This window comes from Polaribacter sp. Z014, from assembly GCF_023555435.1.
Lineage (GTDB): Bacteria > Bacteroidota > Bacteroidia > Flavobacteriales > Flavobacteriaceae > Polaribacter.
The window spans coordinates 22,953-37,408 of the sequence record NZ_JALCZP010000013.1; the positions used below are offsets into that span (position 1 = coordinate 22,953).

At 29.9% G+C, this 14,456-nt stretch carries 13 protein-coding genes and 1 tRNA gene; 6 read left to right on the plus strand and 8 right to left on the minus strand.

Annotated elements, in window-relative coordinates:
* Positions 1 to 6 precede the first annotated feature (6 nt).
* Positions 7 to 288 (minus strand): DUF493 family protein, encoded by a 282-nt coding sequence (locus tag MPF19_RS13610; RefSeq protein ID WP_203394336.1) that lies wholly within the window; start codon positions 286 to 288, stop codon positions 7 to 9.
* Between the two features lie 96 nt (positions 289 to 384).
* Here MPF19_RS13610 and MPF19_RS13615 point away from each other — a divergent pair, with 96 nt between their 5' ends.
* The 5 genes from MPF19_RS13615 (at position 385) to MPF19_RS13635 (ending at position 4,876) form a co-directional block, all read left to right on the plus strand.
* Positions 385 to 927: an AAA family ATPase gene (locus MPF19_RS13615; protein WP_249988646.1), complete on the plus strand. Its 543-nt coding sequence runs from the start codon at positions 385 to 387 to the stop codon at positions 925 to 927.
* Positions 924 to 2,816, plus strand: coding sequence for a RecQ family ATP-dependent DNA helicase (locus tag MPF19_RS13620; RefSeq protein WP_249988647.1), 1,893 nt, complete (start codon positions 924 to 926; stop codon positions 2,814 to 2,816). Before MPF19_RS13615 ends, MPF19_RS13620 begins: the two co-directional genes overlap by 4 nt.
* Before the next feature lie 2 nt (positions 2,817 to 2,818).
* Positions 2,819 to 3,769, plus strand: coding sequence for a methionyl-tRNA formyltransferase (gene fmt, locus MPF19_RS13625; RefSeq protein WP_249988648.1), 951 nt, complete (start codon positions 2,819 to 2,821; stop codon positions 3,767 to 3,769).
* Positions 3,770 to 3,955: 186 nt separating this feature from the next.
* Positions 3,956 to 4,228 (plus strand): HU family DNA-binding protein, encoded by a 273-nt coding sequence (locus MPF19_RS13630; RefSeq protein ID WP_068449845.1) that lies wholly within the window; start codon positions 3,956 to 3,958, stop codon positions 4,226 to 4,228.
* 99 nt (positions 4,229 to 4,327) lie between these two features.
* Entirely contained in the window at positions 4,328 to 4,876 is a 549-nt protein-coding gene (locus MPF19_RS13635) for a YqgE/AlgH family protein (RefSeq protein ID WP_203394332.1), read from the plus strand.
* Here MPF19_RS13635 and MPF19_RS13640 read toward each other — a convergent pair.
* On the minus strand, positions 4,873 to 5,706 hold the full coding sequence (locus MPF19_RS13640) for an aminotransferase class IV (RefSeq protein WP_203394331.1): 834 nt from the start codon (positions 5,704 to 5,706) through the stop codon (positions 4,873 to 4,875). The two genes, MPF19_RS13635 and MPF19_RS13640, sit on opposite strands and share 4 nt — an antisense overlap.
* 160 nt (positions 5,707 to 5,866) lie before the next feature.
* Complete coding sequence (locus tag MPF19_RS13645; RefSeq protein ID WP_249988649.1) at positions 5,867 to 6,250, minus strand: START-like domain-containing protein; 384 nt, start codon at positions 6,248 to 6,250, stop codon at positions 5,867 to 5,869.
* Between the two features lie 111 nt (positions 6,251 to 6,361).
* Between MPF19_RS13645 and MPF19_RS13650 the strand changes: the two genes are divergently transcribed.
* Positions 6,362 to 6,435: transfer RNA gene (locus MPF19_RS13650), tRNA-Met, on the plus strand.
* A 762-nt stretch (positions 6,436 to 7,197) separates the two neighbouring features.
* Here MPF19_RS13650 and MPF19_RS13655 read toward each other — a convergent pair.
* From MPF19_RS13655 to MPF19_RS13675, 5 genes are all read right to left on the minus strand, one after another.
* A complete protein-coding gene (locus tag MPF19_RS13655; protein ID WP_249988650.1) occupies positions 7,198 to 7,515 on the minus strand; it encodes a hypothetical protein in 318 nt (105 codons plus the stop codon).
* 20 nt (positions 7,516 to 7,535) lie between these two features.
* Positions 7,536 to 9,464 (minus strand): glucosamine-6-phosphate deaminase, encoded by a 1,929-nt coding sequence (gene nagB, locus MPF19_RS13660; protein WP_249988651.1) that lies wholly within the window; start codon positions 9,462 to 9,464, stop codon positions 7,536 to 7,538.
* 41 nt (positions 9,465 to 9,505) lie between these two features.
* Positions 9,506 to 10,837, minus strand: a complete 1,332-nt coding sequence (locus MPF19_RS13665; RefSeq protein WP_249988652.1) for a sugar MFS transporter — start codon at positions 10,835 to 10,837, stop codon at positions 9,506 to 9,508.
* Positions 10,838 to 11,089: 252 nt separating this feature from the next.
* Positions 11,090 to 13,111, minus strand: a complete 2,022-nt coding sequence (locus MPF19_RS13670) for a six-hairpin glycosidase-like protein (RefSeq protein WP_249988653.1) — start codon at positions 13,109 to 13,111, stop codon at positions 11,090 to 11,092.
* Positions 13,112 to 13,125: 14 nt separating this feature from the next.
* Positions 13,126 to 14,445 carry an MGH1-like glycoside hydrolase domain-containing protein gene (locus tag MPF19_RS13675; RefSeq protein ID WP_249988654.1) on the minus strand — a complete coding sequence of 440 codons (1,320 nt, stop codon included), beginning with the start codon at positions 14,443 to 14,445 and terminating at the stop codon, positions 13,126 to 13,128.
* Positions 14,446 to 14,456 lie beyond the last annotated feature (11 nt).

A 14,456-nucleotide genomic window follows, 5' to 3' on the forward strand; every position in this document is an offset into this window, starting at 1 on the left:
ACGTAACTATAATGATATAATTCCTTTAATGTTTTCAGCTTTTAAATAATACGAAATCACTTTATCGGCACTTTCTATATTTAATACGATAGAAACGCTCACATATTTTCCGGTCTTAGACTTTTTTGTATTTATTACGGCTCCAGAATCGTTAAATAAATCTTCTACTTCTTGCACCTGATTGGCATCTGTAGGCACAATAAATTTATACAAATAATCTGCAGGAAATTTAGTAGTACCATTTAGTTGCTCTTTTAACTTTGCATAAAACTCTTTTTTATCACTCATAAAAACATGTTCTTAAATCTAAATTAATTATAAATAACAAGAAACAAAATTACATTAAAAATTAGTTTTATAAAGAGATTCATTTATTTTTGTGAAATGCAGCAAAAAATAGTCTTAATAGGTGGACCAGGAACGGGAAAAACTTCGGTTATAAATGAATTAACAAATAGAGGGTGTTTTTGTATGCCCGAAATTTCTAGAGAAGTAACTTTAGAGGCTCAAAAAAAAGGAATTGACCAACTGTTCTTAACAGAACCTTTATTATTTAGCAAAATGCTTTTAGAAGGTAGAGAAAAACAATTTTTAGAAGCGACTAAAAGCAAGGAAAAAATTGTTTTTTTTGATAGAGGAATTCCAGATGTTCACGCATACATGGATTATTTTAAAACAGAATACCCGATAACATTTTTCGAAAAAAGCAACCACTATAAATACACCAAAATTTTTCATTTTTCTCCTTGGGAAGACATTCATACTACAGATAATGAACGTTATGAATCTTTTGAAGAAACTTTAGAGATTGACAAATTTTTAATGAAATCTTATACAGATTTAGGATACACCATCATTAATATTCCTTTTGGATCTTTAAAAGAAAGAGCCGATTTTGTTGTTAATTCGCTTGCTTGCGATTTATGATTGCTCCAAAAGAAATATTAAAAAAATATTGGGGATTTTCTGAATTTAGACCCCTACAAGAAGAAATCATTGCTGCTTCATTGGCTCAAAAAGATGTCATTGCATTGCTACCAACAGGTGGCGGTAAATCTATCTGTTTTCAAATTCCGGCTTTAGCAAAAGAAGGTGTTTGTTTGGTTATTTCTCCTTTAATTGCTTTAATGCAAGATCAGGTAGAAAACTTAACACAAAAAGGAATTAAAGCCACAAGCATTAAATCTGGCTCTACACAAGATGAAATGATTACCTTGTTTGACAATGTTAAATTCGGAAGCATAAAATTCTTATATCTTTCTCCGGAAAGGTTGCAGTCTTATTTTATTCAACAAAAAATAAAAGAATTAAACATCAATTTAATTGCCATTGATGAGGCACACTGTATTTCTGAATGGGGACATGATTTTAGACCTTCTTACAGAAATATCAATATTTTAAGAGAACTAAAACCCAATATTCCTTTTATCGCCTTAACAGCAACTGCAAACCAAAGAGTTCTTGAAGATATTGCTACAAACCTTCAATTAAAAGACCCTCAACTTTTTAAAAAGTCTTTTTTTAGAGAAAATTTAGCATATCAAATATTTACCATTGAAGATAAATTACAACGCTTACTTCAAATATTTACAAAAACGAAAACACCTGCAATTGTATATGTCAATTCCAGAAAAAAAACAACTCAAATTGCCGCGTTTTTAAATGCAAATAATTTTAAAAGTTCTTTTTATCATGGAGGATTATCATCCATAGAAAAAAACAGTTCTTTTGAAAACTGGATGACCGAAAAAACGCCCATTATGGTGGCTACAAATGCATTTGGTATGGGAATTGACAAAGCAAACGTTGGCTTGGTTATTCATTTAGATTTACCTACAAGTATAGAAAACTACGTACAAGAAACCGGTAGAGCTGGTAGAAGTGGTAAAAAATCATTTGCCGTTTTATTATTTAATAAAAATGATATTATATTATTTAAAGATCGATTAGAAAAAACACTTTTAAGCATCCCAGAAATTAAAGATATTCACAAAAAATTATATCAATATTTTAGAATTTCTTTAGGCGAATTAAGCGAGGAGTCATATTCTTTTAATCTTTTAGAATTTTCTAAAAAGTACAATTATTCCGTATTAAAAGTAGATACTGCTCTAAAAATATTAGCCAATAACGGAATTATAGAAATTAGCAATCAGTATAATAAAAAGTCTACTTTATTATTTATAGTAAGTAGTAAAACTGTTTTAAATTATTTGGATAAAAATCCAATGCTTAAAAAATTCACCAACTCCATATTAAGAACCTACGCAGGTTTATTTGAGGAAGAAGTAAAAATTGATGAATTTTTTATCGCAAAAAAAGCAGGTTTAACCACTAATCTGGTTTTAGCTAATTTTGAACGATTAGAAAACGATAATATTATTGCATATAAGCCCGTAAAAAATGATGCCGAACTAGTTTTTTTAGTACCTAGAGAAGATGATTACACCATAAACAGGTGTTCTAGAGAAATGAAGCAATTCATCCATCAGAAAAAACAAAAATCAGAAGATTTAATTGCTTTTGTAAATAACAATTCCGTTTGTAGAAGTAATCAGGTTTTAAGTTATTTTGATGAAATAAAAACAGAAAAATGTGGTATTTGTGATGTTTGTATTTCAGAAAACAGAAAGCCTACCAAAAATTTATCATCAGAAATAATACAACTTTTAAAGAATAAGCAAGTTTTATCATCTCAAGAAATTAGTGCGTCTTTAGTGGCGAATGAAAAAGACATTTTAATACATTTGCGACAATTATTAACCGATGATAAAATAAAAATTAATCATCAGAATAAATACCAATTAATCCACTAATTATGAAAGATGTACGTATTGTTTTTATGGGAACTCCAGATTTTGCCGTTACTATTTTAAAGCATTTGGTAGAAAATGATTATAATGTAGTTGGTGTTATTACAGCAGCAGACAAACCAGCGGGAAGAGGACGAAAGTTAAATGAATCTGCCGTAAAAAAATATGCTACTTCGGTAAACTTACCTGTTTTACAACCTACCAACTTAAAAAACGAGAATTTTAATAAAGAATTAAAAGATTTAAATGCCAATTTACAAATTGTAGTTGCTTTTAGAATGCTACCAAAAGTTGTTTGGCAAATGCCTAAATATGGTACATTTAACTTACACGCTTCTTTATTGCCAGAATATAGAGGTGCAGCTCCCATACATTGGGCTATTATAAATGGAGAAACTAAAACCGGTGTAACTACTTTTTTTATTGATGATAAAATTGATACAGGAGAAATTATCTTACAAGAAGAAATAGCGGTTTCAGAAACTGAAACAGTTGGTACATTACATGATAAATTAATGTTTTTAGGAGCCGATTTAGTTGGTAAAACAATAGACCTCATTGCTACTGAAAAAGTAACAACAACAAAACAACCCGATTTAGAAGAAAAATCTGCTTCTAAACTGAATCCTGAAAATTGTAGAATTGATTGGACAGATTCTTTAGAAAACATCTATAATAAAATTAGAGGTTTAAATCCTTTTCCGGCAGCCTGGACCATTATTAAAAATGGAGAGGAAGAAATAACGGCTAAAATCTATGCCATTAGAAAAGAAAAGGAAGAAGAAGCTCATAATTTTATTATTGGTAAAATTTTAGCTACAAAGAAAGAGTTGAAAGTAGCTGTTAATGGCGGTTTCATTATTATTGATGAAATAAAACTATCTGGAAAGAAAAAAATGGATGCAAAAAGTTTACTAAATGGCTATACTTTTTCTTCTGAAGCGAAAGTCTTCTAAAGCCTTTATCCGTATGGTTTTTACAGATTTTTGTGTTTTACAACTACCTTTATTAACAATTTACACATATTTATTAACAAAAGGGTACTTTTTTAGCACTCTAATTTGCGTAAACCCTTAATCCATCTATATTTGTTAAGCTATTAAGCAAAAAATATTCAATTAATTTTAAAAAATTTATTTATTATGAACAAGTCAGATTTAATCGATGCAATGGCAGCAGATGCTGGAATTTCTAAAGTAGCAGCTAAAGCGGCATTAGAATCTTTTACAGATAACGTAACTTCTGCTTTAAAAGGTGGAGATAAAGTTGCATTAGTTGGTTTTGGTACTTTTTCTGTTTCAAACAGAGCAGCTAGAACTGGTAGAAATCCTCAAACAGGAAAAACGATAGAAATCGCTGCTAAAAACGTAGCTAAATTTAAAGCGGGAGCTGGTTTAAGCGATGCTGTAAACTAAGACCTTTAGTTTTAAAGTATATAAAACTCTCTTTTTTAAGAGAGTTTTTTTTTATGAAAATTTTTATTACATTTAACAGAACCATTCTAAACTTATAAATTGAAACTAAATAAAGGTAAATTATTAATTGCAGAGCCATCTATTTTAAATGATAGCGCATTTAATAGAACCATTGTTTTACTTACAGAACACACACCCAATAACTCTGTTGGCTTTATATTAAACAGACCTTTAAATTATACTATTAACGATTTATTACCAGAAATTGATTGCAATTTCCCTGTATATCAAGGAGGTCCTGTAGAACAAGATAATCTATACTTTGTGCATAAAGTACCCCAACTACTCCCAGATAGTATAGAAGTTGCTAATGGCATTTTTTGGGGAGGAAGTTTTGAATGCCTCAAAAACCTATTAAACAACGACGCATTAAACACCTCTGATATTCGATTTTTCTTAGGATATTCTGGTTGGGAAAAAGAACAACTAGACCAAGAAATGAATCAAAATTCTTGGTTTATAAGCGATAATGATTTCGAGAATATTTTTTCTATGGATGATGAAAGCCTATGGAAAAATAAATTATTACAAAAAGGAGGAAATTATAAGCTTTGGGCAAATGCTCCTAGCGATTTTAATTTAAATTAATTTCCTGCAACCTGTAATACTTTTAAATTACTCCCTATTTTCTTTCCAATTTCCGTAGTAAAACTTTTTTTCTTATAACTAGTAACCGGTTGCACACCCATAATTGCATTTGTTATAAATACCTCATCTGCTTTTTGTATCTCAAAAGGTGAAATTGAAGTTTCTTCTAACGTATAATCTTTATTCTTAGATAAAATATCAATTACTTTATTGCGGGTAATGCCTTTAATACAACCTTCGGAAAGTGCAGGAGTTTTGATAACATTTCCTTTCACTACAAATATATTAGCATTTGTTACCTCTACTACCCCCTTTTTCTCATTTAATAAAATGCAATTATCTAATTCATTTTCATCTGCAAAAATACTAGCCAAAGTATTCAACATTCTATTATTAGTTTTTATGGTTGATAAAAGCCCTGAGTAATTATAAAAATCTTTATAAACATCTAAAGAATAAGATTCCTTTATTTGATAAAAACTTTCAGTAGCTTCTATAGTGTAATCTATTTTATTAGATTTAGGTGTATATAAACCACCGTCTTTTCTAAAAACATTTAAGCGAACTCTATACGTACTTGCTTCAGCTTGGGCTGCTACCGTTTTTAAAATTTCTTGCTCTAAAGATTCCAAAGTAAATTCCATAGGAATTTTCATACGAAGCATTCTCATAGAAGCCATTAATCTAAAATAATGATCTTCCCAAAAAACCACTTTTTTATGCATCACTTTTACGGTTTCAAAAATGGCATCTCCATATTTAAAAGCTCTGTTTTCTGATGATAATTTTATATTTTCTGGATTTAATAATGCTCCATTAAAGTTAATCATAAATACGTTTTTTTAGAGTTACAAAATTAATGTTTTTAAAATATGTAAGCATAAAAAAACTCAACAATAATGTTGAGTTTTTTTTTAAAATCATACGTATTAAACTACAAAACCTGCAATTTTTTTTAACTGAATACTACTAATAAATAAAGGTTAAAACTTAAGCTCCAATTGTATGTCTTAATTCATCTATTTGGTTTTCCCATAATTGTTTTGCTTCTTCCACATCATCTTCATCATCCGCAAAATCGGTAATAATTAAAGAAACGTCTTTTGTTAAGTCATCTACCTCAATTTTAATTTCAAAATAACTATCATCATCTTCACTTTCTAACCATTTAAAACGAATTCTATCATCCGTTTTCTTCGTGATCAATTCTGCAATTTCTTCTTCACCTTCCCAAGTAAAACTATACTCCTTACCTCTTGAGTTCACTTTATCTGCAAACCATTCTTGCAAATTAGAAGGAGACGAAATATACTGATATAACATGTGCGGCGATGCGTGAATTGAAATTTCAAGTTCAAATTTTATTTTATCCATTATTCTTTTATTCTTAGGCTCACAATATAGTTATAAATTCTTTTTAAAAAAAATTTACAACACTACTTGTCAGTTTGTAAAATTCTATTATATTTGCAGCCTCAAAAGTATGGCGAGGTAGCTCAGTTGGTTAGAGCGCAGGATTCATAACCCTGAGGTCACGGGTTCAAATCCCGTTCTCGCTACAAGTATAGTACGGAAAGTCAAGATTTATATCTTGACTTTTTTTGTTTAGGTACAACATAGGTACAACAAATTGATTTTTTGTATTCTTTACCCCAAAACAATACATATCATCTTAAAAATTATTAATTGCTGTAATTAGTACTTTAAATAAAGAAAACATTATGCTTTTCTCAATATCAACGTCTTTTTAAAGCCAATAAAACATCTTCAAATTTGAGAACTTCTTAAATGGATATTTTTTTTTTAACCTAATCACCTCAAAAATAAAAACCTAATTAATTGGTCATTCTGTTATAAAAATAGCTTCTCTTTTACGAATACAAAACTTACATATTCTAAAAGACTTTTCCTTGTTTTTTTATTCTCATAGAGAAACCTTATATTTATAGCATTACAATAAACTTCTAACACTTATTGTTCAAATTCTTACAACTTGTAAAACTATTGAAGAAGTAGATTATAAAATTCTCCCAACTGAAACGAATACTAACATTAACCATTTCCTAAAAAATGCTAATATTCGTTTTGAATATAAAATTGAACGTTTATTAAAAAAAGAGCAATGCTAGCACAAAATATTAATGAAACTAACCTGTCAAAAATCTTAATTATTATGATAAATAAAACAGCAAGCCTAAAAACAATTTTACTTTAATACAAATAATATAGATTACCAAAAGAAGATCTCTGAAAAAATAATTACAACAAATAAACATACTAATTGCCAAATTATATTATACCAAATTAAATTAATAAGTTTATTATAGTCCTTCTTCAATTTTTATTAAATGAATATAAATAGATATTAATCTTTCTAATATTTTTTTACAAGATATACTTGTGTTTCCATTAATTACTATTTTTAGTAAAATTTGATTATTTTCAAGGTTTAAACTTACCATCTCAAACCATCCATTTGGAAAATAAATTTTCAAACTAAAAGATTCAGTCATAAAGTATAAATCAAAATCACCTTTAACCCAATTAACGTACTTACTGTAAATCAGTAAATTATCAATTAATATGTCTTTTTCTAAGTTATAAGGGTATATTTTAATGCATAACCGTTCTTTATTCATTTTATTCACAATAAATTTACTTAATACTTCCATCTTACAAAAGCTTCCATTGCAGCATAATGAGAAAGACCTAATTGATCATATAAATCAGCTGTTTCTTTATTTCTATCTTCTGCACGCTGCCAAAATTCTCTACTATCTGCACCTTGAAATACAACTCCATCTTTTTGTGATTGATGTTTAAAAATACCTTTACGTTTTTCTAACACTTGATCAGGCCCCATAGGTACTGCCATTTCAATTTCATCTATACCCCACTCTTGCCAAGCACCTCGATACAACCACAACCAACAATCATCCATTAGATTTTTAGCCTTTAATTCTTTTACTGCTTTAAAAATAGCATCTAAACAAACTTTATGGGTACCGTGTGGATCAGCTAAGTCTCCTGCTGCATAAATTTGATGTGGCCTTATCTTTTTTATTAAATCTGATGTTATCTTTACATCTCCCACACCTATCGGGTTCTTCTTTATCGCTCCCGTTTCATAAAAAGGTAATTCCATAAAATGAATTTGTTTATTTGGAATACCTATAAAATGACAAGCAGATCTTGCTTCACCTTTTCTAATTAAACCTTTTATATCTCTTACTTCTTGAATATCAATCTCACTTGATTTTTTATTCTTCAGAAACTCTGAAGCTTTTTTATAAATACTCTTCGCCTCTTCTTTATTAATACCAAACTTATAATTAAAATCACAAACAAAACTAGCAAAACGCAATACTTCATCATCAGCAACCGCTATATTTCCAGAGGTTTGATATCCCACATGCACTTCATGACCTTGTTCATGTAATCTCTTAAAAGTTCCTCCCATACTAATTACATCATCATCTGGATGTGGACTAAAAATAATAACTCTCTTTTTTTCTGGTTCTGCACGCTCGGGTCTCTTAGTATCATCAGATTTAGGCTTCCCCCCTGGCCAACCTGTAATCGTATTTTGTAGTTTATTGAATATCTTTATATTAATATCATAAGCAGGACCTGCATCTGCTAATAGATCGCTCATCCCATTTTCTATATAATCAGCATCTGTTAACATTAAAATAGGTTTCTTTAAATGAAGAGCTAAGTTTAATACTGCTTTCCCTATTAGCTTATCTGTCCAAGATATTTTCTCAACTAACCAAGGGTAGTTAATTCTTGTTAATTTTGATGAGGCTGCCTTGTCTAAAATAAAAGTCGCATTATTATGCTCTTGTAAAAAAGATGCTGGTACACGACTTGTTATTTCTTCTTCAACAGAGGCTTTAATAATATTAGATTTACCCTCACCCCATGCCATTAAAATAACTCTCTTTGCTTCCATTATTTTCTTTATCCCTAAAGTAATGGCGGTTCTAGGTGTATTTTCTAAACCAGAAAAATCACCACTTGCAGCAACCCTTGTTATATGATCTAATGCTACTAATCTAGTTTTAGAATTTTGAAGCGAACCAGATTCATTAAAACCTATATGACCATTACCTCCAATACCTAAGATTTGTATATCGATACCTCCTAAGGCTTCAATTTTAGATTCGTAAGCATCACAATAATCTGCAATATTTGATTTAGATAGTAAACCATCTGGAACATGGCAATTTGTTGGTAAAATATCTACATGATTAAACAATTGTTCATTCATAAACCGAACATAACTATTTATAGAATCAGGTTCCATAGGATAGTATTCATCTAAATTAAAAGAGATTACATTCTTAAAACTTAGACCTTCTTCTTTATGTAACCTAACCAATTCAGCATATAATCCTTTAGGAGAAGAACCTGTAGCTAACCCCAAAACACAAGGTTGTTTTTGGGCTTGTTTAACATTAATTAAATTGGCTATTTCTTTTGCAACAGCTATAGATGCTGCTGTAGAATCTTTGTAAACTACTGTACCTATATTCTCAAATCGCTTTTCAAACCCTGTTGCTTTGTCAATACTACTTTTTAACATAACGTATATTTATTTCGGTGAAATTATTTTTTTTGTGTGTATTATTTTTTTCTATTCCAACTTTTAATTTTGTGTCCAGAAACGGCATAAAAAAGAATAAAAGCATAACAAGGCGTTAAAACCCAATAACCTTCTGTTGAAGAAACTACCAATGCGTCGGCATGACTTAAGCCTTCTCCTATTAAATTTAATTTATTTATATCTACAATTTTCCCATATAATGGAGGAATAATTGCTCCACCTGAAATTGCCATAATTAACAATGCCGAACCTGTTTTTGTAAACTTCCCCAAACCACCTAAAGTTAAAGGCCATATTGCTGGCCAAACTAAAGCATTGGCAATACCTAATGCTGCAACAAATAATATTGAAGTAAACCCTGTTGTTGATATGATACAGACACTAAAAATAATACCTAAAAAAGCACTTGTTTTCAATGCTGTACTTTGTTTTATGTACTTAGGAATTAGAATAACTCCCAAGAGATAAGTGGCTACCATAGCCATTAAGGTATATGTTGTAAAATATTTAGCTTCTTCTCCAGTAAAACCAAGGGAAATCCCGTAAGCTATAATTGTATCTCCCGCAATAACCTCTACTCCTACGTAAACAAACAATGCTAAAACCCCCAACCATAAATGTGGAAATTGAAAAATACTTGTTTTAGAACTATTTTCGGCATTAGCTTCAACTTTCTCTTCTACTTCTACATTTGGTAAAGGTGCTTTTCTAATTAGTCCCCCTAAAACAAAAAGTACTAATGCCATCGTTAAATAAGGTATAAAAACACTATCAGCCATAGAATCTAACAGAATATTTTTTTCTACTAATGTAACAGATCCTAATTTTCCTTTAACTTCGTCTATACCAGATAATAATATAGCTCCAAAAATTAAAGATCCTAAAGCTCCGGCTATTTTGTTTGCTATTCCCATAATAGCAATACGTTTTGCCCCACTTTCCAAAGGCCCTAAAATAGTAATATAAGGGTTTGCAGCTGTTTGCAACAAAGTCATTCCAACACCTTGAATAAAAATACCTGTTAAGAATAACCAATAAGTCCTAGCCTCTGCCGCAGGAATAAATACTAATGCTCCTATCCCCATAATAATTAAACCTAAAGACATCCCTTTTGTATATCCTATTTTATTTAAAATATAAGATGCAGGCAAGGCCATAACCACAAAAGAAATATACGAAGCAGAAGCTACTAAGTATGATTGCGCATCTGTAAGCTCGTTTATAGTTTTCATAAACGGAATTAATGCACCATTTATCCATGTTACAAAACCAAAAATAAAGAATAGACCTGCAATAATTATAATAGGTACTAGTGTGTTTTTTTTGCTTGTTAAATTTTGTGAGTTTATCATAGAATTTTAATTGGTATTAAATTTTTAAAAACTGTTACACCTTTGTGTTAAACAATTAATAGGTTTGTATTTTACTCAGTCTAAATTATGTTCTAAATATTAAGTTCATTTAATGTTGCAGTAATTACAACATTTCTAATATAATTTGAAAGTTTAGATCACAGCAATTATCTCTGAATTACATTAAAACCTACATCATTCTTTATAACTAATGTATTTAATCCGTGTTAGTTTAATTGGGCAAAAAAGATGTTATAAGTTTATATTAATAGTACTCCCCTCTTTAATTGTTCTTTTAAAAGTCTTATCTGTTTTATTCTTTTTTATTTCAATAACTAAACTTTTATTTTTACGTTTCACTTCAATATTAAAATCTTCACCAAAAGCCTTTATATTCTCTAAGGACATTTCATTCCATTCTTTTGGCAATCTAGGGGTAAGATTAAAACTTTTTAAACCTGTTGGTACAATCCCAAACATACCCTCTGTAAAAACACGACAATACAATCCACTTTCTGCAGATAAATGTGCCATGTTTCCTTCTGGGTAAGCCTCTACAACGTAAGGAACACGGTCACCTAATAATCGTTTACTTGAAAACTCTTTAAGCTTTTGTAAAGACTCTTCTGTTGCTCCTGCTAAAAAAGTTCCTCTTAAAGCATACAAGGTACCACGATCCCAAAAAATTTCTGATATTGCCTTATTAGCATCATTTTTTTCTACATGTACACCGTTAGGTGACCATAATTTATCAAACAAAGCTTTAATTGTGGCATCTTTTCTGTCAAAAATTTTAACTACAAGAGGCAAGCAAATCCAATGCCTTAAATTGGTGTGTTCTTTATAATATTTATAAGTTGATAAACCTCCAATATTTGCTCCAAAATAATCATCCATGGCTTTCGCCAATTGTTTTGCTTCTTTTTTATACCTTCTGGATTGACTTTTAGACTTCCCTAAGGAATGTCCTAAATCTGCCGATAAATTTAATGCTCCATAATATAAACTAGAAGTAGATAAATTTGCATTTCCTGTTTCTATTCTATCTTCCATTTCATCAGACTCTGATGATACAACTCCTTCATCATTTAATTTTCTTTTGTTGTATTCTAAGCACCAAGTAATTAATGGCCAAAGTTTTTCTGCAACCTTTTTATCTCCTGAGGTTAATGCAAATTGTGCTGCTCCATAGGCTATCATTGCTGCATCTCCCCGATCTAAAGTATTAATAGGCGCATCTCCTTCCATTTCAAAAGAATACCTAATATTACTATAGTCTTTACTTGTTTCTTTTATGTATAAATTATACATATTCATTGCTGCACTATTACCCAAGTCATAACCTAAATAAGGGAAAAAAGGGTTTACATATTCGGCTTGATCGTTTGCCCAAAACCCAACATAATACCTACCACCACCCGGAGAATGCATTAAACCTAATTTAGATTCAAAAATACTTTCTGATGCTCTAATTTTTGAAAATTCGAATAGTGTATTTAATGTTTTATCTGGAGTATTTAATACTAAAGCGTTTTTCATCTCGTCTAAAAAAGTATTACGCTCCTTTAAAACTTCATCACCTTTTATTACTATTTTTTCTTCATCATTTAAAGTTGCAGAAATACCGACAGAAAAGGTATAAGAATCTCCCGCTGCTAATTCTATTTTACTTTTTATATTACTATTAGTATATAATGTGTAATTCCCTTTAACTCCTTTAACATCCTTTCTTGTTTCATTTTTATCTCCCCATAAAACTACATCATTATTAGTTGTATTAGATAAAGTCCACTGTTCTACGAATAAACGTTGTGTTGCAGAGGGATAAAATGTACGAATTAAAGAAATACCTTCTACAGCTGCATGTTTAAAGGTTAGCTTACCATTAATAAATGTATTTTGTACTTTTCCTGGTGCATAAATTTTATTATTTAAAACTATAGTTGGTAATATTGCGTCTGAAAAGGTGTCTTTAAAATAAGCTCTATAATGCTTCCACTCTGGATCATTCGTTTTTATAAATGTTCGCAATTGCGGAAAAAAAACTTCTCTAGAAACAGACAATTCTTTTTCTTTACCTATACTATAAGTCACAATACCTGAAACCCGTTTACCAGACATTTCTATATTATCTTTGTACGGATTATTTTTATCGCTAGAAGCATCTAAACGTATTTGATTGGTATTATCTATAGCCCAATGTGTTAATTGCTGCGATATACTAATTTGAGCAATTAATAAAAAAGTAATTAATATGATATTCCTTAGTCTCATTTAGTTTCTTTAAATTAATTAATTTCTAATAACGTCCAATTATCATTAACAACACCATCCAAAATATTTTCTACACAAAGATTCCAACTAATAAAACCTACTATATTTCCATTTTCATCTACATGATCATCACTAGGTGCAAGAGCTTTCCCTGTGTCAGCATCATAATTTTCATGCATTGTATTATGTTTGTTAATGTCTTTTAAAAGTAAATCTCCTAATGTTTTTCCTAACCATGCAATATCATCAGAATACCCATAATTTTTAAGTCCAATTGAGTAAATATAATTTGCAATTGGCCAAACAGGACCTTGCCAGTTAGAAAAAGGAACTATAATATTTTTATTATTATAATCAACATCTTGAGCAGATAATGTTCTAAATCCATATTTAGCCTTCATATGTTTTTCATTTAATAAATAACTATCTATCATTGCTTTACCATTTTCTTGAGAAGGAATACCTGCTAACAATGGTAAAAAAGACGAATAACTTATTCTTTTATAAAATGCTCTAGTATCCATATCTACTGTATAGTAAACATTATCTTCTTTAGACCATAGAATTTTATTAATAGCTTCTTTTAGTTTAATTGCTTTCTCTGAATAAATCTTAGCATCCTCTTCATACCCCAATTTTTTGGCAAGTGCAGATTGCGCTAAGTATTCTTTGTATTGCCAAGTACTAGCGTCTGGAGCTAAAAAAGAACGTTTATCTTCCATAAAGTAATTTAAACCAGCATTATTGTCAGCTCCACTTTGCATGGCAATATCCCAAAAGAATAGCCCAGTAATACTATCTTGTTGCGTTTTCTCTCTATATTCAATTACTTTCTTAATATCTTTATAATATGGCTTAGCCCAATTAAAATCCTTTAATCCTTTTGAAGCTAAATATACCCCTTGAGACAAAAAGGGTTTCATTGCAAACTTACCAAATATAGGTCGTGGTCCTTTTACAGTTGCACAACCAGAAACATAACCTTCTTCATCTACTCCTTTTATAAGGTTCAAAGCCCAATACTGTAAATACTCTGGTTTTCCTTTACTTGCAAAATAATTCCCCATAAAAAAGGCATCCCAATCCCACATTTGCTTATAAAAACCTGCTGGAATTAAATAAGGATGTTCTAAATACCCTTCTGCCGGTTGTATCACTTTAGGACTTAATACGGCATATTTCTCTTTTAAATCTATGTATACTTTTTCTATGTCTTTGTCTTTTATAGTATTCATACTTATTGTATCAGTTTCTTTATTTTTAGACGTATCGGTACAGCTACCAATAGCAACTACTAAGGCTGAGATTAAAACAATCTTTTTTAAGTTTATCATATTTTTAGGTA

Coding starts and splice junctions, on each gene's coding strand:
- fmt (WP_249988648.1), top strand. CDS start 2,819: ATGAAAGATGTACGTATTGTTTTTATGGGAACTCCAGATTTTGCCGTT.
- MPF19_RS13665 (WP_249988652.1), bottom strand. CDS start 10,837: ATGATAAACTCACAAAATTTAACAAGCAAAAAAAACACACTAGTACCT.
- MPF19_RS13670 (WP_249988653.1), bottom strand. CDS start 13,111: ATGAGACTAAGGAATATCATATTAATTACTTTTTTATTAATTGCTCAA.
- MPF19_RS13645 (WP_249988649.1), bottom strand. CDS start 6,250: ATGGATAAAATAAAATTTGAACTTGAAATTTCAATTCACGCATCGCCG.
- MPF19_RS13610 (WP_203394336.1), bottom strand. CDS start 288: ATGAGTGATAAAAAAGAGTTTTATGCAAAGTTAAAAGAGCAACTAAAT.
- MPF19_RS13640 (WP_203394331.1), bottom strand. CDS start 5,706: ATGATTAACTTTAATGGAGCATTATTAAATCCAGAAAATATAAAATTA.
- MPF19_RS13630 (WP_068449845.1), top strand. CDS start 3,956: ATGAACAAGTCAGATTTAATCGATGCAATGGCAGCAGATGCTGGAATT.
- MPF19_RS13655 (WP_249988650.1), bottom strand. CDS start 7,515: ATGAATAAAGAACGGTTATGCATTAAAATATACCCTTATAACTTAGAA.
- nagB (WP_249988651.1), bottom strand. CDS start 9,464: ATGTTAAAAAGTAGTATTGACAAAGCAACAGGGTTTGAAAAGCGATTT.
- MPF19_RS13620 (WP_249988647.1), top strand. CDS start 924: ATGATTGCTCCAAAAGAAATATTAAAAAAATATTGGGGATTTTCTGAA.
- MPF19_RS13675 (WP_249988654.1), bottom strand. CDS start 14,445: ATGATAAACTTAAAAAAGATTGTTTTAATCTCAGCCTTAGTAGTTGCT.
- MPF19_RS13615 (WP_249988646.1), top strand. CDS start 385: ATGCAGCAAAAAATAGTCTTAATAGGTGGACCAGGAACGGGAAAAACT.